16 protein-coding genes are annotated in these 21,725 nt (G+C 66.9%); 5 read left to right on the forward strand and 11 right to left on the reverse strand.

Annotation, left to right across the window (positions count from 1 at the left end; all coding sequences use genetic code 11):
- Nucleotides 1–16: 16 nt before the first annotated feature.
- On the forward strand, nucleotides 17–1,789 hold the full coding sequence (locus AC1D3B_RS18830; protein ID WP_478192180.1) for a sensor histidine kinase: 1,773 nt from the start codon (nucleotides 17–19) through the stop codon (nucleotides 1,787–1,789).
- A 29-nt stretch (nucleotides 1,790–1,818) separates the two neighbouring features.
- Here AC1D3B_RS18830 and AC1D3B_RS18835 read toward each other — a convergent pair whose 3' ends face one another.
- Nucleotides 1,819–5,670 (reverse strand): WD40 repeat domain-containing protein, encoded by a 3,852-nt coding sequence (locus AC1D3B_RS18835; RefSeq protein WP_478192181.1) that lies wholly within the window; start codon nucleotides 5,668–5,670, stop codon nucleotides 1,819–1,821.
- A gap of 1 nt (nucleotide 5,671) precedes the next feature.
- A complete protein-coding gene (locus AC1D3B_RS18840) occupies nucleotides 5,672–7,072 on the reverse strand; it encodes a toll/interleukin-1 receptor domain-containing protein (protein ID WP_478192182.1) in 1,401 nt (466 codons plus the stop codon).
- A 143-nt stretch (nucleotides 7,073–7,215) separates the two neighbouring features.
- Between AC1D3B_RS18840 and AC1D3B_RS18845 the strand changes: the two genes are divergently transcribed.
- Complete coding sequence (locus tag AC1D3B_RS18845) at nucleotides 7,216–8,697, forward strand: metallophosphoesterase (protein WP_478192183.1); 1,482 nt, start codon at nucleotides 7,216–7,218, stop codon at nucleotides 8,695–8,697.
- A gap of 1 nt (nucleotide 8,698) precedes the next feature.
- A complete protein-coding gene (locus AC1D3B_RS18850; protein ID WP_478192184.1) occupies nucleotides 8,699–10,654 on the forward strand; it encodes a CHAT domain-containing protein in 1,956 nt (651 codons plus the stop codon).
- 22 nt (nucleotides 10,655–10,676) lie between these two features.
- Here AC1D3B_RS18850 and AC1D3B_RS18855 read toward each other — a convergent pair whose 3' ends face one another.
- The 6 genes from AC1D3B_RS18855 to argS all read right to left on the reverse strand — a co-directional run bounded on the left by AC1D3B_RS18855 (nucleotide 10,677) and on the right by argS (nucleotide 17,144).
- Entirely contained in the window at nucleotides 10,677–12,263 is a 1,587-nt protein-coding gene (locus AC1D3B_RS18855) for an RNA polymerase factor sigma-54 (protein WP_478192185.1), read from the reverse strand.
- A 121-nt stretch (nucleotides 12,264–12,384) separates the two neighbouring features.
- Nucleotides 12,385–13,179 (reverse strand): LPS export ABC transporter ATP-binding protein, encoded by a 795-nt coding sequence (gene lptB / locus AC1D3B_RS18860; protein WP_478192186.1) that lies wholly within the window; start codon nucleotides 13,177–13,179, stop codon nucleotides 12,385–12,387.
- Nucleotides 13,176–13,865 (reverse strand): lipopolysaccharide transport periplasmic protein LptA, encoded by a 690-nt coding sequence (gene lptA, locus AC1D3B_RS18865; protein WP_478192187.1) that lies wholly within the window; start codon nucleotides 13,863–13,865, stop codon nucleotides 13,176–13,178. The genes lptB and lptA overlap by 4 nt, the downstream gene beginning before the upstream one ends.
- A gap of 123 nt (nucleotides 13,866–13,988) precedes the next feature.
- On the reverse strand, nucleotides 13,989–14,636 hold the full coding sequence (locus tag AC1D3B_RS18870) for a thiol:disulfide interchange protein DsbA/DsbL (RefSeq protein WP_478192188.1): 648 nt from the start codon (nucleotides 14,634–14,636) through the stop codon (nucleotides 13,989–13,991).
- Between the two features lie 82 nt (nucleotides 14,637–14,718).
- Nucleotides 14,719–15,456: an SPOR domain-containing protein gene (locus AC1D3B_RS18875; protein WP_478192189.1), complete on the reverse strand. Its 738-nt coding sequence runs from the start codon at nucleotides 15,454–15,456 to the stop codon at nucleotides 14,719–14,721.
- A gap of 14 nt (nucleotides 15,457–15,470) precedes the next feature.
- On the reverse strand, nucleotides 15,471–17,144 hold the full coding sequence (gene argS, locus AC1D3B_RS18880; protein WP_478192190.1) for an arginine--tRNA ligase: 1,674 nt from the start codon (nucleotides 17,142–17,144) through the stop codon (nucleotides 15,471–15,473).
- A gap of 141 nt (nucleotides 17,145–17,285) precedes the next feature.
- Between argS and AC1D3B_RS18885 the strand changes: the two genes are divergently transcribed.
- A complete protein-coding gene (locus tag AC1D3B_RS18885; protein WP_478192191.1) occupies nucleotides 17,286–17,546 on the forward strand; it encodes a hypothetical protein in 261 nt (86 codons plus the stop codon).
- Between the two features lie 131 nt (nucleotides 17,547–17,677).
- On the opposite strand, the gene AC1D3B_RS18890 is transcribed toward AC1D3B_RS18885, so the two are convergent.
- The 3 genes from AC1D3B_RS18890 to AC1D3B_RS18900 are packed head-to-tail and all read right to left on the reverse strand — an operon-like array spanning nucleotide 17,678 to nucleotide 21,150.
- Nucleotides 17,678–19,729, reverse strand: coding sequence for a fused MFS/spermidine synthase (locus AC1D3B_RS18890; RefSeq protein WP_478192192.1), 2,052 nt, complete (start codon nucleotides 19,727–19,729; stop codon nucleotides 17,678–17,680).
- Between the two features lie 6 nt (nucleotides 19,730–19,735).
- A complete protein-coding gene (locus tag AC1D3B_RS18895) occupies nucleotides 19,736–20,194 on the reverse strand; it encodes a DUF2214 family protein (protein WP_478192193.1) in 459 nt (152 codons plus the stop codon).
- Nucleotides 20,191–21,150 (reverse strand): LysR family transcriptional regulator, encoded by a 960-nt coding sequence (locus AC1D3B_RS18900; protein ID WP_478192194.1) that lies wholly within the window; start codon nucleotides 21,148–21,150, stop codon nucleotides 20,191–20,193. The genes AC1D3B_RS18895 and AC1D3B_RS18900 overlap by 4 nt, the downstream gene beginning before the upstream one ends.
- 221 nt (nucleotides 21,151–21,371) lie before the next feature.
- Between AC1D3B_RS18900 and AC1D3B_RS18905 the strand changes: the two genes are divergently transcribed.
- Nucleotides 21,372–21,725: a VOC family protein gene (locus AC1D3B_RS18905; RefSeq protein ID WP_478192245.1), complete on the forward strand. Its 354-nt coding sequence runs from the start codon at nucleotides 21,372–21,374 to the stop codon at nucleotides 21,723–21,725.

A 21,725-nucleotide genomic window follows, 5' to 3' on the forward strand; every position in this document is an offset into this window, starting at 1 on the left:
ATAGTGCGTTTCGCCGATGAGCTCCTCGCCCGCACCCGAACATCCAGAGGCAACGCCAGCCGATCGGTTTGCCGTCCACTGCGAGGTGCTCCGGCTCAGTGCCCAGCCCAGCGGGCCGGTGCTGCTGGTGCAGTTCCTGCTCGATTGCGGCGTGGCGGCATTGTTCGCTTGGCAGTACTCTCGCCTCTATGCAGGCATCTGGATCGCGCTGATCGCCGCGACCACGGCCTACCGGGGCTTCTTTCCGCAGCGCCTGCCGGAGAACCTGACGCCCGAGAACCTGCCGCCAGCGCTGCGCCTGCACACGCTGCGCATCGCGGCGCACGAGGGCGCGCATGGCGCGGCGGGCATCCTCCTCTTCAACCCCGCCGACAGCACGGCGCAATTGATGCTCGGCCTGGTGATCATGGCGATGACCTTGTCGTCGGTGTTCTCGGTCTCGTACTACACGCCGGCGATGCAGCTCGCCATCACGCTGCTGCTGGGGCCGGTGATCCTGATGGGGATCACTTTCGGGTCGCCCGCCATGGTGGTCCTGTCGGTGCTCGGCATCGGCCTGCTCGCGATGGTCTGGCGGCTGGTGGCCGAGCGTTCGCGCCAGCTCGAGGAAAACATCGGCCTGCGCCACAACGAAAGCACCTTGCGCGAGCAGGCACTGGCCGGTCTGCGCGAATCGCAGCAGGCCCAGGCCGAGCGCCTGCGCTTCTTCTCGGCGGCCAACCACGACCTGCGCCAGCCGGTCATGGCCATGGGGCTGCAGGCAGAAGTGCTGCGCCACCAACTCGATGCCGGGGAGGACAGGCTCACGGTGCAGAACACCGTCGCCGCACTGTCGCGGGCGCAGCAGGCGCTCGAGGCCCTCACCAACCAACTCCTGGAGATCGGACGCATCGAGGCCGCCGCCGATCCCATCACGCCGTCCGCCATCGCACTCGCGCCGCTGCTGAACGAGTTCGCGCGCCAGGCCGGCAGTGGCCGCGTGCGGGTGCGCTGCCCGGCGGACGCAGCGGCGTGGACGGACCCGGTCACGCTGCGGCGCATCCTCGGCAACCTGGTGGACAACGCGTTGAAGTTCACGCCCCACGGTCGCGTGCTGCTGGCGTGCAGGCAGCGCAGCGAGGGCTGGCGCATCGAGGTGCGGGATTCCGGCATCGGTATCGCGCCCGAGGCGCAGGAACGGGTGTTCGGCGACTTCGAGCAGGTCGGCAACGTCGAGCGCAACCTGCAGCGCGGACATGGGCTGGGACTCGCCATCGTCCGACGGCTGGCGCAGCGGCTGGGCATACTGGTCACGCTGCGCTCGGCCCCCGGGCGAGGGTCGGTGTTCGGCTTCGTGCTGCCGGCCGCGCCGCACGGCGCGCCGCTGGCGGCTGCCGCGGCGCCGGTCGCCGAGCTGGCCCCGGGCAAGCAGGGTGGCGCGGCGCTGCGTCCCGGCCTCGCCGTGCTGGTGGTGGAAGACAACGCCGTGGTGGCCGACAGCATTGCCGCGCTGCTGCAACTCTGGGGCGCCAGCCCGAGCGTCTACGCCAGCGCGGCGGAAACATTGGCGCTCGCCGACCTATCGACGGTCGATGTTGCGCTCTGCGACATCCGGCTGCCCGGCGAGATGGATGGCATCGCCCTGGCCACCGAACTTCAGCGGCTCAGGCCGCACCTCGCCATCGCACTTGTATCCGCCGATATCGACGACGCGATGCAGCAACTTGCTCGCGAGCGCGGCTGGCAGGCCCTGCGCAAGCCGGTCCAGCCGGCCGCGCTGCGCGCGCTGCTGTTTCGGGCGCAGGGCTGAGCAGGGCAGCGCGCGCACTTGCCGTCGGCTTACCGGCACGCCGGAACGGGCGCCGGATAGGCCGGGCATGTCTTGCGGTAGGCTTGGTCGGGCATGAACTGCCTCCACTCGGAGCAACTGAGATTGCGGCCGGCCATTTCGCACGCGTCCGTCAGCATGGTGGCGGCGTCCCAGCTTCGCAGGGTGACCGTGTCGTCCGAATGCAGCAGCGCAACTCTGCGTCCTGTCGGACTGATGTCCACGCTGGTCACGTCGCCATCCGGATCGCGCAGACGGGCCAGTCGCCGGCCCTGGCGGACATCCCATACGTCGCGCCCGCCCTTTGACTTGCCGCTCACCAGGGCCTCGCCACCTTCGATGAACACCAGCCGGTCGACGTCCCACTCGTGATGGAAACTGGCGACCGTCTGACCGCTGGCCACATCGCGCAGGATCGCCTTGTTGTCTTCACCCCCCGTCGCGAGCCGCGTTCCGTCGGGGCTGAACGCCACTTCAAGCACCCGACCGTTGTGAGGATCCGGAAGCGGGGCGCCCTGAACGCGCGCGTCGAAACGGTGCAGGCGTACTACGCCGTCGGACCCACCCATGGCGAGTGCCCTGCCATCGGGACTGAACGCGATCGCTTCGACATTGCGCTCGCCCTGGATCACTTTCTCACGGCCTCCCGCACGAATCTCGTGAATGTGGATGGTGCCGTCGGTTTGCGTCACCGCGATGCGCTGGTTGTCCTTGCTGATCGCGAAGCGACCAGGATCGGCGGTTGCCGGCTTGGGCAATCGCAGCAGGACACGCCCGTCGCGAGTGTCCAGTACTTCGATGGCGCCGACGGCGCGCAGGACGGCCTGCCGCGACCCGTCCGGACTGAACGCCGCGGCCAGCCTATCGGCATCCGTGCGCAAGTGCCGCGCGTTGCCGACCGCCCAGAGATGCTCGGTCGGCCTGCTGGGCTCGACAGTGGCCAGGATGGTGCCAGCGCGATTGAACTCGATTTCTTCTGCCTTGTGCTCCCCATCAGGGGAACGCAGGACCGAGGGTGCGGCGAGCCGCCAGATCGGATGTGCCCGCTCCTGCCCATAGCTCACGCCCGCGACGGCATCGCCCGAAGGCGAGAACGCGAAGGCGTCGACCGCCTGCGGCAACCTGGTCCTGACGCGTATCGCACCGTCTGCTGTCGATTGGATCGTGACGTCGCCCTTTTCCAGGCTTCTAGCGAGCCACCGACCGTCCGCATCGATCTCCATGGCGTGCATCTGGCGTGGGTCATCCTCGTGCCGGACGCGACCCACTTCGCGCAGCGGCTCGGTACCCCACACGGTGGTCGTGTCGCCGTTTCGGACGGCAACGAATTTGCCGCGGCGCTCGAACTTGACCGGGGTGTCCGCATTGCCCGCGCCCAGCGAACCGGAGATCGTTCCATCGATGGCCTGGCGAAGCTGCACGATCGCCTTGCCCTGGGCATCCTTGCCGAGTTCCACATCGAAGCGGCAATCGGGCGAGCGCGCCAGAATCGCCTGGGACGTCCGTGGCATCGGCACGTCGTCGCCGTCCGGAAGGGTCATGGCCTTCACCCCGCCCGCACCGCCGTAGACCAGCGTGCCCTCGTCCGTGTTGAACGACATGCACACCACATCACGCTCGGCGACGGCGCCCTGAGCGCGGATCGAAGTGGCTTCGCCTTTGCCCGGCACCGGCCACAGCTCGACCTTCCCTCCTTGTCCGGCAATCGCAACGAAATGACCGCGCGGGCTCACTAGCATCTGCTGTGGTGCGCCGTCCTTTGCATCGCGGAGGAGTTGACCTATCTTCTTCCCGCTGGTCGCCTGCCAGGCGTACACGGTCGGGCTGCCGTCCGATGAAACGAGGCGCGATCCGTCCGCGTCGAAAGCCAGGTTGAGCACCCGCCCGCCATGCGCCTTCCAGCGCCGGAGAACGTTCCAGGTCGACAGGTCGACCACGACGATGTCTCCGCGTTCGGTGCCCACCGCGCCGCGGCGTCCATCGGGACTGATCGCGGCCTTGGTGACAGCGCCGTCGATCCGTATCAGCTTGCGCAAGCCGTCTGCGGAGATCAACCGGCTCAACTGCGCGAGCTGTGCATCGAGCCGATCGGGATAGCCGTGGCTGGCTTCGGCGCCGAGCAGCAGGGCCAGGTCTGGTTGCCCCGTCGAAGAGGCTTGCGCGGACCGCGCATTGACGATCAGGTTGGTCGCCAGTGCCTCGCGGTTAAGTTGCTCTGCACGAGCCTTGGCCTCATCCGCCATCTGTTGCTGCTTGGTGGCAGTCCTGCTGATCATTCGCACCTGCTCCAGCGCGTATTCCGCGTCCGCGGCCATGCGTCTGGACTCATCGATGGCGGCATTCGCTTTCGCGCGCTCCTGTTCCGCATCCAGCTTGGCCTGTTGCGCCTCGAGCTGGGCGCGATCGGCAGCCAGCCTGGCGTCATCGCTTTTCTTCTTGGCGAGTTCCAGCGTTTGTGTCGCGAGCATCGCCTTCCGGATCGACACACCCGCGCCCATGACGAGCCCGAGCGCCAGCACAGCGGCGGCGGCGATCCACGCCGCCTGGCGCCGATTGCGCTGTTGGGCGGCCAGGGCCACACGCTCGCGCTCGGCGGCAGCCGCTTCGGCTTCGCGACCCTGGCGCGCGTCGCGACTGTCCTGGACGACGCGTGTGAGCACATCGTGCGTCAGTTCGAGTCGGCGCACGCCGAACCGGTCGTCGACACGCAGCAACCGGCGCGCCACGAGACGGTCGACCGCCTCGCTCGTGATTCCCGGAAGCTTCAGCGCATCTTCCAATGCGTGGCTGTCGCGGAAGCCGCCCTCGGTGATGAGTTCATCCTCGACGAAGATGCGCACGCGCGGGTCGAGGTCCTGTAGCGAGCGCGTGTAGAAGTCGACGAGGATTTCGCGCTCCGCGCCGGCCAGCAGATCGGCCCCTATCCGGGAGCTGCCCTGCGTGATGCGGCGCAGATTGAGTTCGCTGCAGATCACGCTGAGCAGCGCCGGATCGACCTCCATGCGTTCGAAGTCCTCCGGCGTCGGCGCCTCGGCCCGATTGCGCCATGCCAGACCGATGATGCGATCTGCCACATCGCCCTCGACCAGCGAGCCGCCACTTGCGACGACCTCGCGTGCCTGCAGGCCATCCATCGGCAACAGGCGGTAACGGTTTCGCATGAGGGAGGGAATGCGCCCGCGCAGACCCTCCATCTCAGCCAGGAAGTCCTCGCGGAAGCTCAGCACCACCTTGCATCCGCGACGCCGAAAATCAATGCGCTCCGACAGAGTGGGGTCGGCTTCGAGCGCACGCCGGAATACCTCCGGCGGACGATCTTCGATCAGGTCCGCGAGTTCGGCCACGAATTCGGTCGTGGACTTCCGGGTCGGCTCATCGGCCGCGCCGTGCGTGAAGATCTCCTCGAACTGATCGAGCACGAGCACGGGCACGAGTGCACGATTGCGAGCATTCCAGTAGCCCGCATCCGTCCGGTGGAAGTGCTCCCACAAGGTCGAGTCGAACAACGGCACCGTTCCCTCGGCGCCAGCTTGCCGGCAAGCCATGTCGATCGCTTGCCAGACCTGTTCACGCAACGACATGTGGGCGCCGTGCGCCAACCGGATCTGCACGGGCAGGTACAGGTCTTCGCGCAATCTCGGAAAGAGTCCCGCACCCAGCAGCGAGGTCTTGCCCAACCCCGAGCGGCCGAACAGTACGGTCAGCGCTTCGCGCCGGACCAGGCGGGCGAGTTCATCGGACTCGCGCTCGCGTCCGCGGAAGAATTGGCGATCCGACTCGGCAAAGGGAGCGAGCCCGGGCCACGGGTGCGTCCGCGTCAGTCGCTCGCAGTTCGGGACAACGGGGGCGATGGCTTCACACATATCAGGACCGTTGCGCGCGACCCGAGATCTTTCGGTACAGGTCGCGCACGCGTTCGACAAAGACCGGTGTCGCCTGCCCATCGGGAAGCGCCGTCCATTGCGTCATTCGGAAGCGATCCGGCACGACGCTGCCATAGGGTGGCGTATCGTCAATCACGACCGGCACCAGAAACGGCTCGTCGGGCGCGAGACCCCTCGCCCGCTCGTCAGCGGCATTCCATTCGCGCCAGAAGAAATCGCGGCGATGCTCCCTGTCCTGCGTAGCGCCCGAGATAAGGGGAACGAACAGACTGCTGTCCTCCACACCCCGGCGGATGCGGCGGTCCCAGTCGTCGCCGGCTTGCAGTTCGTTGTGATCAAACCAGACGTCAATTCCGGCCGCATCCAGGGTCTGCGCCAGACGGGTTGCCGCCGCCGTGTCCTGGCTCGAATAGCTGATGAACACCGCCCCCTCCACGCTGGCCGTTTTCAGCCCGGTTGCGGGAACCGAGGGGAGCCCCTCGGGATGGCGCTGCACCCATCGCGCGCGCAACTCGGCGCAAAAGCTCGCCGGATCCAGCCGGATCAGGTGCGTGTCGGGGCTGAAGACGTCCAGGAAGTCCTTTAGCGCAGGATCGTTGGCCGCCCGAGGGTCGACCCAATATTCCACCGTCTGCCGTCTCGACGAAAGGCGCTCATTTTTCGCCGCGCGCAGGAAGAAGCGCGCCAGCCAGTCCGGCAAGCGGCAACCGATCAGGAGCAGGTGGTCTTCGCGCAACGCATCGAAAAGCAGTTTCGGCCGGCGCGCGTCTTCCTGCAGCGCGTGGAGGAATTCGAGGCGATCCTCGTCGCAGATCACCCACTCAGGCGCCGAGGACTGCCGACCCAGCAAGTGAAACACGGTGGGCGCCGGCAGCCGCTCGCGCGGCGTCGGAAGATCCGCCGGGCGATTCGGCGCGAAGGCGACGACCTGCGTGCGCGGCTGGCCTGCGTGGCGCACGAGATCGATGGCGCGCACGAGCATGCCGTCGAACGCGAGCGTCACGAAGAGATCGAGTCCACGCACTGCGGCGAGGTCCAGCAAGGCCTGAGGCGGCGAGACATCCAGGTCCTTGACCACCTGGGCGATACGAACGTAGAGATCCTCCTTGCGGGCCCGCGGAGAAGCAAGGTAGCAACTCACCACGTCGTCGAGGCGCGGATTGCCTTCGATGCCGCGCGTATCGATGCGAAGCCGTTCCGCCAGCCGGTCTGCCACCAGGGCATCGAAGCCGATGTCGCGGCCTTGGTGGTTGACCGTGAGCAGTTCGCTGTCGACCACCACCACGACGCGGCCTTCGGCGATGTAGTCGAGGAGATCGCCCCAGAAGAACTCGTCGAGTTCCTCGACGGGCGGGTCTCGGAGAGGATCGTCTCGCGGCATGATTCAAAGCGTTACACACACCGGGCGATTGCGCATCCCCACGACGACGGAGACAACTCCACATTTCTACGGAGGGCAGGCAGGCCGTCACAGCCTATGCTGCCAAGCCGGCGCCACAACCAGCGCCAGAAAGCGTCAAGACCATGAGCGACCTGCCCACCTTCGACGAGCTCCACGCCATTTCCGACCTGCACATGGGAGGACGCCCCGGCTTCCAGATCCTGCGTGAATCGGGGCGGCTGGCCAACTTCATCCTTCGACTCGCGCAGCAACGGCCTGAGGGGCGCGTGGCGCTGGTGCTGAACGGAGACGTGTTCGACACGCTCGCCGAGGACGTGGCCGGCTACGTGGCGATCGACGACGCGGAAGCGACGGTGCGCCGCATCATGGACGACGATTCGTTCGCGCCCGTCTGGGCGGCGCTGGCCGCCTTCGTGAAGCTGCCGGGCCGTACGCTGGTGTTCGTGATCGGCAACCACGACATCGAGATCGCGTTCCCGCCATCGCAGCGACTGGTGCTGTCGCGGCTGGCCGGCGATGACCTGTCGGCGCGCGCGCGCATCGAATTCTCGACGGCGGGCGCGGGGTACACCGCGATGGTCGGCCGCTCGCGCGTGTTCTGCATCCACGGCAACGAGGTCGACGACTGGAACTACAACCGCTACGAAGACCTGGCCAGGGTGTCGCGCCGCATGAATGCCGGGCTCTCGTTGCCGCAGGACGAATGGAAGCCGAACGCGGGCACGCGCATGGTCAAGGAGGTGATGAACACGGTGAAGCGACGCTATGCGTGGATCGACTTGCTCAAGCCGGAGAACTCGGCGGCGGTCGGCGCGCTGTTGGTGCTCGACCCGTCGCAGGCGAGCAAGATCAACCAGCTCTTCGGCATCGTCGGCGAATGGAAACGCGGTGGGGCGCAAGTCGACGCCCGGCTGTCGGGTGACGTCGTCGTACCGCCGCCAGAGTCAAGGGCCCCGCCCGCCATGACGCTGGAGCAGATGCTGGGGCCGAACCTCAAGCAGGGCCTGGGCGGAAGCGCCGAAGACATGCTGCTCGACGCCGAGCGCAATCTCGGCAAGCCCAGGTCGCCGACGGCGCAGGTCGACGGCACGCTGGGGACGCCCCAGTTGATCATCGACCGATTGACCGGTTGGTTGACCGGCGTCAGCCAGGCCGAGGCGCTGCGCCGTGCGCTGCTGGACTGGCTGAAGGACGACAAGTCCTTCGACATCCATGACCGCGACGACACCTTCGACAAGGTCACGGCGGCGGTCGGGCCGGCGATCGACTTCATCGTCACCGGTCACACGCACCTCGAGCGCGCGATCGACATGGGCCAGGGGCGCTACTACTTCAACAGCGGGACGTGGATACGCCTGCTCCAGTTCACGCCGGCCATGCTCGCACGGGAAGACGCGTTCACCGAGGTGTTCAACGTGCTGGTCGACGGGCGCATGAAGACGATCGACGAAGCGCGCATCGGCGGACAGCCGTTCGTCATGGACCAGACCAGCGCCGTGTCGATCAGCGCCGGTCCGGGCGGTGGGACCGTCGGGGCGCTGGTGCATGTCGAAGGCGACGGAACCGGCGAACCGCGCGAGATCCAACGCTACACGAGAGGATGAGATGAGCGATACATCCGACGTCCGGGATATTCGCCTGGAGTTCCTGCGCTCAGGGCCTGCACACAACCAGCTGCTGTCGCCGCTGACCGCCTACATGGCGCTGTGCGGCGCCGACGGGCCGGTCAGCGTGCATCTGCCTTTCGAACACGCGCAATTGCTCACGCGGCTGAATCGGCTTCGCTATGAAATCGACGGCACGCCCATTGCGGCATCGCAGCGGGCGGCCGAACTGCAGGAACTGGGCGAAGCGATCGCACGGGTGCTCGGCAAGATCCCGGAGCTGGTGTCGGAGCTTCGTTCGGCCCGCGGGGATACGAGTCGCCTCGTCAACATACGGCTGCTGATCTCGGCCTTCGAACTGGGCCTGGTGCCATTCGAAGCGACGATGTCGCCGGCCGACACCTCCGGCTCCGGTGCGCCGCTGTTGCTGCGCACGCTCACCAACATCACGCGCGAGATTCGCCGCGGTCGGCCGCTCCAGTCGGAGTGGAACCGCGCGCCGAAGATCCTCTACGCCTTTGCATCGCCGTCAGGCTTTGCCGCCGTGCCGGCACAGGCGCACCTGGAGGCACTGCGCCGCGCCATCGACCCGTGGGTCAAGGCCAGGGACACGCCCGCCGAACGCGTCGTCGAGGTGCGCAAGTTGCTTACGGTGCTGCCCAATGCCACGGCGCGCAGCATCAGCGATGCCTGCCAGGCCGAGGATTACACCCACGTGCACCTGCTGGCGCACGGTGCGCCGCTGCCCGGCTCGGACCGCCGCTACGGCATCGTGCTATGCAAGGAAGGCGAGGCCACCGAGCACATCGTCGTCGACGGGCAGAGCCTCGCGATGGCGCTCAAGAGCATGAACTCCAACGGCCGGGCGAAGCAGCCGCCGACGGTGGTGAGCCTGGCGACCTGTGATTCCGGCAATGCCAGTTCGGTGCTGACACCGGGCGGCAGCATCGCGCACGAGCTGCACGCGCAGGACATTCCGTGGGTCATCGCCTCGCAGTTTCCGCTGTGGATGCGGGCGTCGAACGTCGCGGCGGAACTGCTCTACAGCGGACTGCTTGCAGGCAACGATCCGCGCTGGGTCGTGCATGAACTGCGACAGCGCCTGAGGATCGACCTGCCGGACACCCACGACTGGGCCAGCATCGTGGTGTACGCAGCCGTCGCGCCGGACCTGGAAGCCCAGGTGGACGCCTTTCGTAGCCGGCAGACCAAGTCGAAGATGGAGGTCAAGTTCGACCGGATGGACTCCCTGGTGCGTGGCAACGAGACGGACCCGGCCCGGCCCGGCACACCCATCAGCACCGAGACCGCCGCCGAACTCGACCAGCTCAGCGACCAGATCCGCGTCGACCTTGCGGCCTGGCGCGACAGGCCGGTCGCGCAGCGCAATCTCAAGGAGAAGGCAGAACGCCTCGGGATGAGCGCAGCCAGCGAGAAACGCATCGCCATCATCCACGCGCTGGTCGGCAATGTGGCTCGCAGTACCGAGGCTTATCGCAAGTCGCGCGAGTTCTACGAAGCGGCACTGAAGATCGAATCGGTCAATCACTGGGTGATGACGCAGTATCTGTCGCTCGCAGCCATTCCCGCGCTGGCGCCGGATGAGGGAGCGCTGAGTGCGTTGCGCACCGAGTACGGCAAATGGTGGCTGGTGGCCTGGCAGCTGGCGCAATGGCAGCTTCGTACGGCGGCCATCACGGATCGGGTTTGGGCGCACGGCACGCTGGCAGAGCTGGAGCTGCTCGGTGCTGTTTATGGGGGCGACGCATTCCAGCCCCAGGTCGCCAGGGATCGCATCGTCGAGCATTGCAGGCAGATCCGCGAGTTGTCGACGGATTCGTTTCCGGTGCTCTCGACGCAACGCCAGTTCAGGCGCTATGTGGATCACTGGTCGCGCATGCAGTGGGAAGGGCTCGCGCAGGCGGCGCTGGTGACGCTGGAAGGGCGCGAGGCCTGACCTGAGGCCCCTCGCAGGCCCTTCAGAGCGCCTTGCGCAGATTCGCGGGTGCGATGCGCAGCGCTTCGCGGTATTTCGCGACGGTGCGCCGGGCGCATTCGATCCCCTGCTCCTTGAGCATCTCGGAAATCTGGCTGTCGGACAGTGGTTTCTTCAGGTCTTCCGCACTCACGAACTGCTTGATCAGCGCGCGCACCGCCGTGCTCGACGCATTGCCGCCCGTTTCCGTGCCGAGCGCCGAGCCGAAGAAGTATTTGAGCTCGACCGTGCCGTAAGGCGTCGCCATGTACTTGGCAGTGGTCACGCGGCTGATGGTGGACTCGTGCAACCCGAGTTCGTCGGCGATCTCGCGCAGCACCAGCGGACGCATGGCGAGTTCGCCGTGCACGAAGAAGCTCTTCTGCCGCTCGACGATGGCGTTCGACACGCGCAGGATGGTGTCGAAGCGCTGCTGGATGTTCTTGATGAACCAGCGCGCCTCCTGCAGGCGCTGCGAAAGCGCCTGGCTGCCCTCGCCCTTGTGCTGCTTGAGCGCACCGGCATAGATGTCGTGCACGCGCAGGCGCGGCATGACTTCGGGGTTGAGCATCACGCGGAACTTGGTGTTGGTGCCGTTGCCGACGCGCGTGACGATCACGTCGGGCACGACCACGTTGCGCTCCACGTCGACGAAGCGGCGCCCGGGCTTGGGCTCCAGCTTCGCGATGAGCTGCAGGGCGGCGCGGACTTCCTCTTCGTTGCTGCGGGTGAGCGTGGCCAGGCGCTTGAAGTCGCGACGGGCGAGCAGTTCCATCGGTTGCTTGCAGATCGCGATGGCGGTCTTGCGCACCTGTGCCTCGTCATCGGTCTCGTCCTCGTCGGCCAGGGCGCGCAGCTGGATGGTCAGGCATTCGCCCAGGCTGCGCGCGCCCACGCCGGACGGCTCCAGGCTTTGCAGCAGGCCGAGCCCGACCTGGAAGTGGTGCACGAGGTCGTCGAACTGGTCGTTGTCGTTGCCCGCGAGGCCGGACGCCAGGGCGGGCAGCGAGTCTTCGAGGTAACCGTCTTCGTTGAGCGACTCGATCAGGAAACGGAGTGCCGCGCGATCGGTTTCGCTCAGGCGCAATCCCAGTGCCTGCCGGTGCAGGAAGGACTGCAGCGATTCCTGGCTGCGCGCGAGTTCGGTCGCGTCCGTGCGCTCGTCGTCGCCGAGGTTGTTGGCACGCGCGGGGGCGTCGCCGCCCCATTCGCTGTCGTCGGGCGCGAGGTCGATCGTGCCATCGCCTTCCCAGTCGGGCTCGCCATCGGCGGTGTCGGCTGTGGCGACTTCGGTGTCGCCAGTGGCCGCGACGGCGACTTCCGGCGCAGACGCCGACGGGCCGGGCGTGAAATCGCCCTCCCCATCGGCAAACCGATCGTCATCGCGAACCGGCGTATCGGCCGTCTCCAACCCGAACTCCTCGCGCGTAGCCTCCTCGGCCGTGCGCTCGAGGAATGGGTTGTCATCAAGCATCTGCTCGACTTCCTGCGTCAGCTCGAGCGTGGAAAGCTGCAACAGCCGGATCGACTGCTGAAGTTGAGGCGTCAACGCGAGATGCTGCGAAACCCGCAGCGACAAACCCTGCTTCATGGAGATAGTGAAACCCTCTTGACCAGAAGGCCGCCGCGCCCGGCCGCCCGTAGCGGCCGGCCTGCCCCCGGCAGGGGGTAGGCGGAGCACGAAGTGCGGAGCCTGGGGGCGAGCAACATGTTCACATCCGGAAATGTTCGCCGAGGTACACGCGCCGCACCTCGGCGTTGTCGACGATCTCGGCCGGCGTGCCCTGGGCCAGCACATGCCCGTCGCTGATGATGAAAGCGTGATCGCAGATGCCCAACGTTTCACGCACGTTGTGGTCGGTGATCAACACGCCGATGCCACGTTCCTTCAGGAAATTGATGATCCGCTGGATCTCGATCACCGCGATCGGGTCGATGCCCGCGAAGGGCTCGTCCAGCAGGATGAAGCGCGGCTGCGTGGCCAGGGCGCGCGCGATCTCGACGCGGCGACGCTCGCCGCCCGACAGGGACAGCGCGGGGGAATCACGCAGGTGGTCCACGCGCAGGTCGGCCAACAACTCGGTGAGGAGTTCCTCGGTGCGCTGCTTCGACAGCGAAACCTGGCGTCCGTTGGCGTCGGGCTCGCGCTGCAGTTCGAGCACGGCGCGGACGTTCTCCTCGACCGTGAGCTTGCGGAAGATCGATGCTTCCTGCGGCAGGTAGCTCAGGCCCATGCGCGCGCGCCGATGGATCGGCATGTGCGCGATCGGCTCGCCGTCGATGGTGATGTCGCCGGCATCGGCGCGCACCAGGCCGACGATCATGTAGAACGAAGTCGTCTTGCCGGCGCCGTTGGGCCCCAGCAGGCCGACGACTTCGCCCTTCTGCACACCCAGCGTCACATCCTTGACAACCTTGCGGCTGCCGTAGCTCTTCTGAAGCCCACGCGCCTCGAGGCGGCTGCCCGGAGCGCCTGCGCCCTCGCTCATGCCTGCGGTTTCGATCACTTCTTTGACTCTCCGCCAAGGGTGGTGGTGGCGCGCAACCCGGTGCCCGGCGCAGGGGCCGGGGCGGGCGCGGCGGCGGCCGGCTTTCCGCCGGCGGCGGGTGCCGCTGGAGCGGCCTTGGGGGTGAGGATCGCCTTGACACGACCACCCGGCTGGGTCGCAACGCCGGCATTGGGCGGCAGCGAGGACCCGTTGACGGTGAAGGTGTCGTTGCTCTGGTCGTAGACGATCAGCGGACCGCTGCTCTCGTCGTTGGGCGTCGCCCCGATCAGTCGGCGCATCACCGCGCGGCGGATGAACTTCACGTTGTCCGCACGGCTGTCGTATTCGATGACTTCGCCCTCGCCCTCGATCCACTCGTCGGGACCCGAGTCACGCTTCTGCTTGTAATAAGCCAGCTTGCCCGGCGCCGCGGTCACGACGCCGTACTGGTAGCCCTCGGGGTCCTGTCGGACGTCGATCTTGTCGCCACGGATGATGATCGTGCCCTTGGTCACCACCACGTTGCCCGTGAAGACGCTCGTCTGCTTCAGATCGTCGTAACGCATCGAATCCGCCTCGATGTTCATCGGCTTGGCGCGATCGGCCTTCTCGGCGTGCGCGCCCGATGCGAACCCGGCCAGCGCCAGGGCAACAAGCAGTCCACGACCGAGATGGCGAAGGGGGGAGGAAGGTGGCGAGATCATAGAGGCACGAAACTTGCTGCGCATTGTATGCGGCCGACGGATTCGGTCTCGCCGGGCGCCGACAAAAAAAGCCCGCCGAAGCGGGCTTCACGGACGGACGGGTGGTCGGACCACCCCGTTTGCTCAACCCTTGCGGGCTTCGCCGATGAGGAAATCGACGGCCTGCAGCGCACGGTCGAGCGAGCCGGCGGTATCGCCGTCCACGTACCAGCGGCCGGCCACGCCGAGCGCCGGAACCCCGGCGACCTGGTAGTCGCTGGTGAGCTGCGCGGCGCGCTTGGCCTTGCCGGAGACCGAGAAGGACTTGAACAGCTCGGCGAACTTCTTGGCATCCAGCCCCGGCTGCTTCTCGACCCAGGCGAGGATCGCCGCGTCGCCGGTCATCGGCACGCGCTCCTTGTGGATCGCGTTGAAGATCTTCTGCTGGTACTCGTCGACCTTGCCCATCGCTTCGAGCGTGTAGTACAGACGCTGCTTGGCTTCGGTGTCGTTGCCGACGAAGGGGACCGGAATCCGCTTGAAGTTGACGTACGGGGGCAGTTTCTTGACCCAGGCTTCGAGTTGCGGCTCGAAGGCCGCGCAGTGCGGGCAGTTGTACGAAAAGAATTCGACCACCTCGACCTTGCCGGCCGGCGTGTCGACCGGCGCGGGCTTGCCGAGCACGATGTAGTCGGTGCCGGCCTTGGGCGGGCGCTGCTGGGCGTGCGAGGGGGCCACGAGCGGAAGAAGGCCCAGCGAGGCGGCGGCCAGCGAAAAGTCACGACGTTTCATTAAGAGGTTCTCCTATCGGCTGAAAGAGCCCGCGCTCCGGAGTGGAGTTCCCCGAGGGCGCGAAGTAAAGATAAGTGAAAGTTCAGCGCTGGACGCGGACCAGGGCCGATTCGAGACCGCCGCTGTCGAGGCGCTCCTTGAGTTGATCGGCATCGTCCTTCTTGTTGAATGGGCCTGCGCGCACGCGATAGACGGTGCGGCCGGCCTGCTCGCGCTCGGTCACGCGGGCTTCGACGCCCATGAGCGACAGCTTGGCGCGCTGCGCCTCGGCGTCCTCGGACGTGCGGAATGCGCCAGCCTGCACGAAGTACATGAAGGGATCCGTACTGGCGCTCGAACTGCTGCTGCTCGCGCCGGAGCGCGCCCTGGCGAGGTCGCCCAGCGGATCGCTCGACGGCGTGGCATTGGCCTCGGCCGGAACTGGCGCGGTGCGTGCCGTGCGCGGCGGCGTGGTGGTGGTGGCCGGCGTATCGCTGCCGCGAGCGCCGGGCGCGACCACGACCGGAACGGGTGCGGATGGCGGATTGAGCGGACCGACGGTCGCAGGTTGCGTAGACGCTGCGGCCGTGGCGGGGGTCGGTGCCGGCGTCGCACCACGGGCCGGCGCAGCCGACTTGCCCGCGAGCGGCGCATTCGGATCCCAGTCGCGGTTCTTGCGTGCCTCGGCCTCGTCCTGCTCGGCGCCGCCGCGCTGCGTCTTGGTCATGAACGGGATCGGCACCTTGGTCACGTAGACCGCGATACCGAGCGCCACGCCGAGCCCGAGCACCAGGCCGATGATCAACCCGATGACGATGTTGCCGCTTTGTCTTTGTTTCATGGTGGAGGTGGAAATCACATCTTTCTCGGCGCGCTGACGCCGAGAACAGCGAGGCCATTGTGCAGCACCTGCGCAGTGGCGGCGACGAGCGCCAGGCGGGCCAGCTTCACGGGTTCCTCGTCGACCAGGATGCGCTCTGCGTCGTAGTAGCTGTGGTAGCTGGCTGCGAGCTCGCGCAGGTAGAAGGTGACGTCGTGCGGCGCGAAATCCTTCGCGGCCGCGGTCAGCATGGCCGGGTACTTGGCGAGCTGCAGCAGCAGCGCCTGGGAGGCCGGACTTTGCAAGGGCGAGAGATCCACGTTCTCGAGCGTTGCGACGTCGCCGCCCCAGGCGGCCAGCACGGAGCAGATGCGCGCATGGGCGTACTGCACGTAGTAGACGGGGTTGTCGTTGTTCTGCGCAAGCGCCAGGTCGATGTCGAAGGTGTATTCGGTATCGGGCTTGCGGCTCAGCAGGAAGAAGCGCACCGCATCGGTGCTGGTCCACTCGATCAGGTCGCGCAGCGTGACGTAGCTGCCGGCGCGCTTGCTGATCTTGACCTCTTCGCCGCCACGCATCACGCGCACCATGGTGTGCAGCACGTAGTCGGGATAGCCGGCCGGAATGCCGACGCCTGCCGCCTGCAGGCCGGCGCGCACGCGTGCGATCGTGCCGTGGTGGTCGGTGCCCTGGATGTTGACGACCTTGTGGAACCCCCGCTCCCACTTGGCGATGTGGTAGGCCACATCGGGCACGAAGTAGGTGTAGGTGCCGTCGCCCTTGCGCATGACGCGGTCCTTGTCGTCGCCGTACTCGGTCGACTTCAGCCACAGGGCGCCGTCCTGCTCGTAGGTCTTGCCGGCGTCGATCAGTTTCTGCACCGTCGCCTCGACGCGGCCGCTGGTGTAGAGGCTGGACTCGAGGTAGTAGTTGTCGAACTTGACCTGGAAGGCCTTCAGGTCCAGGTCCTGCTCGTGGCGCAGATAGGCGACGGCGAACTGGCGGATCGAATCGATGTCGTCGACGTCGCCGCTTGCCGTGTACTCGCGGTCGTCGGAACGGACGGTCTTCTTCGCCTTGAAGTCCTCGGCGATGTCGGCGATGTATTCGCCGTTGTAGGCCTGCTCGGGCCACTCGGCATCGCCCGGCTTGAAGCCCTTGGCGCGCAGTTGCGTGCTGTTTGCGAGCGTCTGGATCTGCACGCCCGCGTCGTTGTAATAGAACTCGCGCCAGACGCTGTCGCCCTGCGTCGCGAGCAGGTTGCAGATGGCGTCGCCGAGCGCGGCCTGGCGGCCGTGGCCGACGTGCAGCGGCCCGGTCGGATTGGCGGAGACGAACTCGACCAGCACGCGCTCGTCATGCGCCGGCTGCTTGCCGAAGTCGGCGCCGGCGGCCAGAACTTCGCGCACGACCTGCTGCTTGGCGGCGGTCTTCAGGCGGATGTTGAGGAAGCCCGGGCCGGCGATCTCGATGGCATCGACCCATTGGGCGAACGCCGGAGTCGCCTGCAATGCGGCACTGAGTTCTTCCGCCAGTTCACGCGGCTTGCGCTGGAGCGGCTTGGCGAGCTGCATGGCCGCCGTGCTTGCGAAGTCGCCATGCGCCGCGACCTTGGGCGACTCGAACGCGGCTTTGCTGCCGGCGCCGGGCGAGAGGGATTCGAGCGTGTTCGCGAGCGCCGCGAGCAGCTCCTGTTTGACCAATAGCATTCGCGAATTTTACCGGGGGCAAAACCGCCCGCCTCAACGATCGTCAATGAAGGTCATCCAACTGTGAAGGTCGGCCGTTAGGATGGTCAGCCCCGGGGCGGGGGAACACCTGTCACAACTTTCCTCAAGGACCACTCCATCATGAAAAAGCTCCTTTCCCTGCTGGCTCTGGGCGCCTCGCTCTCGTTCGGCGCCGCACACGCGCAATCCGCCTGTGACGCGCAAGCCGCGGACAAGAAGCTGAATGGCGCCGCCAAGACCAGTTTCGTCAAGAAGTGCGAGAAGGACTCCAAGGCTGCTGCGGCGTCGACCTGCGCTTCGAAGGCGATCGACAAGAACGGCAAGCCGCTGGCCGGTGCCGCAAAAAACAGCTTCATGAAGAAGTGCGAATCCGCGGGCTAGCTGGCTCGCCCCCAGGCTTGCTCACTTCGTGTAGCCGCCCACCCCCCTACCGGGGGCAACACCGGCGGCCCGGCGGAGCCGGTTCCGCGGTGTTTCATCAAAGGGCCTTGCTGCACGGGCTTGGCGACTGGCTATTTCAGGACGCCGAAGAGGTTGTTGTAGTCGTCGGTCCAGGGCTCCAGGCCTGCGATCTGGTTGATCTTTGAACTGGCCATTCGGATGGCGTCGCTGGTCAGCCGTGCGGGGTCGCGGGCGACCAGTACCCAGTCGGTGTTGCGCAGGGCCGGGTTGGTTGGCTCGTCGTGGACCAGTGCGACATGCAGGCCCTTGGCCAGTGCGATCTTCTCCACCACCGGCGCGAGTGCCAGAAATCTGTTGGTGACGTGGAAGGCGATGATGCCTTCCGGGCGCATGTGCCGCAGGTACACGTCCATCGCCTCGGACGTGATCAGGTGGATCGGCACCGAATCGCCCGAGAACGCATCGACGGCGAGCACGTCGAAGGCCTGCGATGGTTCGCGCTCCAGGGCCAGGCGGGCGTCGCCGAGCACGCGTTCGATGCGGGCCGGGCTGTCAGCGAGGAAGCTGAATTCGCCGTCGGCCAGCTCGAACACTTCCGGATTGATTTCGTAGACGCGGTAGACGTCACCCCGCCGTCCATAGGTGGCCAGCGTGCCGGCGCCCAGTCCGATGAGGCCGACATGTCGTGGCGCGGGCGGCGCCGCCGCGATGGCCAGTCCGATGCCCGAACTGGGCCCGTAGTAAGTGGTGGGTTCGCGACGACGATCAGGGGCGAGGTACTGCTCGCCATGCTTGACCGAGCCGTGGTACATCTGGCGTACGCGGTCCTTCGCGTCGCCGCGCAACATGTCGAGCGTGACCAGCGTGCCGTAGAAGTTGCGCTGCATGCGGCGCACACCCGTTGCGTCGCTTTCCACCTGCAGGACGAGGAACCACGCGCAGGCACCCGCCAGCGCAAGCGAGGCCGCCATGCCGACGCGCCGCTGCCGCCAGAGCACGGCCGCGATCAGCGCGCACAGCGTGAGGCCGACGCCGAGTTCGTAGTACGCGGGCAGCACATGCGGCGCGATCAGTCCGACGCTGACGCCGCCGAGCGCACCGCCCAGCGACAGCATCAGGTAGAAGCGCGTCAGGTAGGCACTGCCGGGCCGCAATTGCGCCATCTCGCCGTGCAGGAACATGCACAGCGCGAACAGGCCGAGGACGTAGATCGGCAGGGCCGTCCGCAGGTTGGAACCCAGGTTGTCCTGCAGCCCGAACGCGCACAGCGCCAGCATCACCGCCGCGAGCGGCACGAAGACCGCGCGGCGGTACCAGCGATCGCTCTCGAAGGTCAGCACGAAGCTCAGCAGGTAGACAGACAGCGGCAGCACCCAGAGGAAAGGGATGGCCGCGACGTTCTGCGTGATGTGGTTCGTGATCGCGAGCAACAGCCATGAGCCCAGCGCCGGCAGGGCGAGCCACATCAAGTGATTGGCGAGTCCCGGCCTTCTCGTCGGCGTCGGCGTCAACGGCGTCGCCTCGACGTTCGGCTTGCCGCCGTCAGGCGGCACGGGCGCAGCCCAGTACCGCGCCACGTACAGCGTGGTGATGGCGCACAGCACCACGAACACACCGTAGGCCAGCGACCAGCCCCAGGCCTGCTGCACCACCGTGCTGCGCGGCTCGATCAGCACCGGATAACTCAGCAGCGAAGCGAGCGACGCGAAGTTGGAGAGGGAGAAGTACCGGTACACCTGTGCGCCCCAGGGAGTCCGAGCGACCCACGACTGGACCAGCGGCCCCGTGGTCGACAACAGGAAGTACGGCAGGCCGATCGTGCCGAGCAGCAGTCCGAGAATCCACAGCGTGGGGTCTTCGGCGCCGGTCGGCTTCCAGCGCGCGCTGGTCACGATCGGAAGGAAGGCCAGGCTCAGCAGCAACAGCCCGACGTGCAACTTCGCTTGTGTCCGCGAACCGAGCCGGCGCGTGGTCCAGTCCGAGTACGCGTAACCCGCGAGCAGCACGACCTGGAAGAAGACCATGCAGATCGACCACACCGCCGCCGACCCGCCGAACCACGGCAGGATCTGCTTGGCAATCAGCGGCTGGACCAGGAAAAGCAGGAAGGCGCTGGTGAAGATGGTGCCGGCGAACAGTGCCTTGATGCTTGCCGGCCGCATGGGAGGCTAGCTCCTTGCGCCGAAGCCACGTGCCAGAAACACGGCGACGAGCGGGATCAAGGCAATGATGTGCGCCTGGATCATCACCAGCTTGCGCGTCTTGCGGATCTCGGCCTCGGCCGGCAGCGATCCGCTCGACCGCAGCGCCTTGCGCCAGCGAAAGTAGGTGAGCGTGGGAAAGATCGAGATCACGCCCACGATGATGAAGAGCGTGAGCTTCACGTGCAAGAGAGGATTCGTCCAGTACCAGGCCGTACCCTTGATGCCCCACCAGGTGCGTGCCACGCCCGTGGCGAGCACCGCGATCGCGGCGATGCCGTAGACCATGTCGACCTTCGCCAGCCGCTCGACCACCGCGGCGTTGAGCCATTCCACGCGGCACAGCGCGGCCTCGCTCGCGATGAAGACGACCATCGTGAGGATGGCCAGCAGGTGCAGGTAGGCAAGGATCGCTTCGAGCGTCATCGTGGGGTTTCCTTCGTTGTCGGGAGCGCAAGGATTGTGCCGCCCCAGAACTCCGGGCGTGCGTACTGCGCTTTCAGGAAATCGAGCCACAGGCGCACCCGCAAGGGCAGGTGCTTGCGCTGCGGGAAGACCGCGTAGATGCCGTTCGGCGGTGCGGCGAACTCGTCGAGCAGGGGCACCAGCAGGCCGGCGTCGATCTCGGCCTCGACCTCCCAGGTGCTGCGCCAGGCGATGCCGTGCCCGGCGAGGCACCAGTCGTGCAGCACCTGCCCGTCGGAGCAGTCGAGCGGACCGGTCGGCTTGAGGTGAATCACCTCGTGTTCGCCGTCGCCGGCCGGCACGCGAAAGGCCCAGCCACGAGTCTGCGAGGCGTCGCTCGACAGGCTGAGGCAGGCAAAGCGCGACAGTTCGCCCGGGTGGCGCGGCGCGCCGTGCCGGCGGACGAACTCGGGCGTCGCGACGCAGAGGCGCCGGTTGTCGGCAAGCCGCAGGCTCACCAGCGATGAATCGGGCAGATCGCCGACGCGCACCGCGCAGTCGAAGCTCTCGCCCGCCATGTCGACCAGCCGATCGCTCAGGTTCAGCGAGATCGTGACCTCCGGATGGAGTTCGTGAAAGCGCGGCACCAATGGCGCCACGTGCCGACGGCCGAAACCCGCCGGGGCGGTCACGCGCAGATGCCCGCTGGCCTTGACGCCGCCCGCGCTCACGCTGGCCTCCGCATTCGCAAGCTCGACCAGCAAGCGCTGGCAGTCCTCGAGGAAGGCGCTGCCCTCGTGCGTGAGCGAGAGCCGGCGCGTGGTGCGCAGCAGAAGCTTGACGCCCAGCCGCTCTTCGAGCGCGTCCAGCCGCCGGCCGATGATCGCCGGCGCCACGCCCTCCGCCTTGGCCGCCGCCGTGAGGCTGCCGCGCGTGGCGATCGCGACGAAGGATTCGAGTTGCTTCAGGCGGTCCATGGCCGGGGATTATGCGTAGCGCATTCTCGAAAACCGCGGTCGCCCTGGCTCAGTTCCGCTTCAAGGCCGGGGTGATGCCGCTGCTCGGCGCCTGACACTGACGGATGGCGGCATAGGCATTCCTACGGATGGCGGGCGGGCCGCGATCGGCCTACAAGGAGTGCGTCAGGACTGTCCGGAGCACCATCGTGAACCCACTTGCCTCCAGTCGCGTCACCTGCATGCTTCCCGTGAAGGATCTCGCCCGCGCGCGGCACTTCTATGAGGATTCACTGGGCTTGGAACCGCTCGGCGCCAAACCGGACGGCAAGTTCATCTACCACTGCGGCGGCACCGAGCTCGCGCTCTTCCCCAAGCCTGAAGGCACCAAGGCCGAACACACGGCGTTGAGTTTTCGTGTCGAGCACATCGGCGATGCCGTGAAGGCACTGGAACAACGCGGCGTGCGCTTCGCCGACTATGACCTGCCCGGGCTGAAGACCGTCGAGCACGTGTGCGTGCTCGGCTCCGAGAAGGCCGCGTGGTTCGAGGACACCGAGGGCAACATCCTCTGCCTGCACGAGGACCTCGCCTGA

This window comes from Variovorax sp. P5_A3 (assembly GCF_056400665.1).

Excerpts from the sequence above, each read along its gene's own strand:
- AC1D3B_RS18875 (WP_478192189.1), bottom strand. The coding sequence starts at position 15,456 with ATGAAACAAAGACAAAGCGGCAACATCGTCATCGGGTTGATCATCGGC.
- AC1D3B_RS18900 (WP_478192194.1), bottom strand. The coding sequence starts at position 21,150 with ATGGACCGCCTGAAGCAACTCGAATCCTTCGTCGCGATCGCCACGCGC.
- AC1D3B_RS18845 (WP_478192183.1), top strand. The coding sequence starts at position 7,216 with ATGAGCGACCTGCCCACCTTCGACGAGCTCCACGCCATTTCCGACCTG.
- AC1D3B_RS18855 (WP_478192185.1), bottom strand. The coding sequence starts at position 12,263 with ATGAAGCAGGGTTTGTCGCTGCGGGTTTCGCAGCATCTCGCGTTGACG.
- AC1D3B_RS18885 (WP_478192191.1), top strand. The coding sequence starts at position 17,286 with ATGAAAAAGCTCCTTTCCCTGCTGGCTCTGGGCGCCTCGCTCTCGTTC.
- AC1D3B_RS18905 (WP_478192245.1), top strand. The coding sequence starts at position 21,372 with ATGCTTCCCGTGAAGGATCTCGCCCGCGCGCGGCACTTCTATGAGGAT.
- AC1D3B_RS18870 (WP_478192188.1), bottom strand. The coding sequence starts at position 14,636 with ATGAAACGTCGTGACTTTTCGCTGGCCGCCGCCTCGCTGGGCCTTCTT.
- AC1D3B_RS18830 (WP_478192180.1), top strand. The coding sequence starts at position 17 with ATGAGCTCCTCGCCCGCACCCGAACATCCAGAGGCAACGCCAGCCGAT.
- lptA (WP_478192187.1), bottom strand. The coding sequence starts at position 13,865 with ATGATCTCGCCACCTTCCTCCCCCCTTCGCCATCTCGGTCGTGGACTG.
- AC1D3B_RS18890 (WP_478192192.1), bottom strand. The coding sequence starts at position 19,729 with ATGCGGCCGGCAAGCATCAAGGCACTGTTCGCCGGCACCATCTTCACC.
- AC1D3B_RS18895 (WP_478192193.1), bottom strand. The coding sequence starts at position 20,194 with ATGACGCTCGAAGCGATCCTTGCCTACCTGCACCTGCTGGCCATCCTC.
- AC1D3B_RS18840 (WP_478192182.1), bottom strand. The coding sequence starts at position 7,072 with ATGCCGCGAGACGATCCTCTCCGAGACCCGCCCGTCGAGGAACTCGAC.
- AC1D3B_RS18835 (WP_478192181.1), bottom strand. The coding sequence starts at position 5,670 with ATGTGTGAAGCCATCGCCCCCGTTGTCCCGAACTGCGAGCGACTGACG.
- AC1D3B_RS18850 (WP_478192184.1), top strand. The coding sequence starts at position 8,699 with ATGAGCGATACATCCGACGTCCGGGATATTCGCCTGGAGTTCCTGCGC.
- argS (WP_478192190.1), bottom strand. The coding sequence starts at position 17,144 with ATGCTATTGGTCAAACAGGAGCTGCTCGCGGCGCTCGCGAACACGCTC.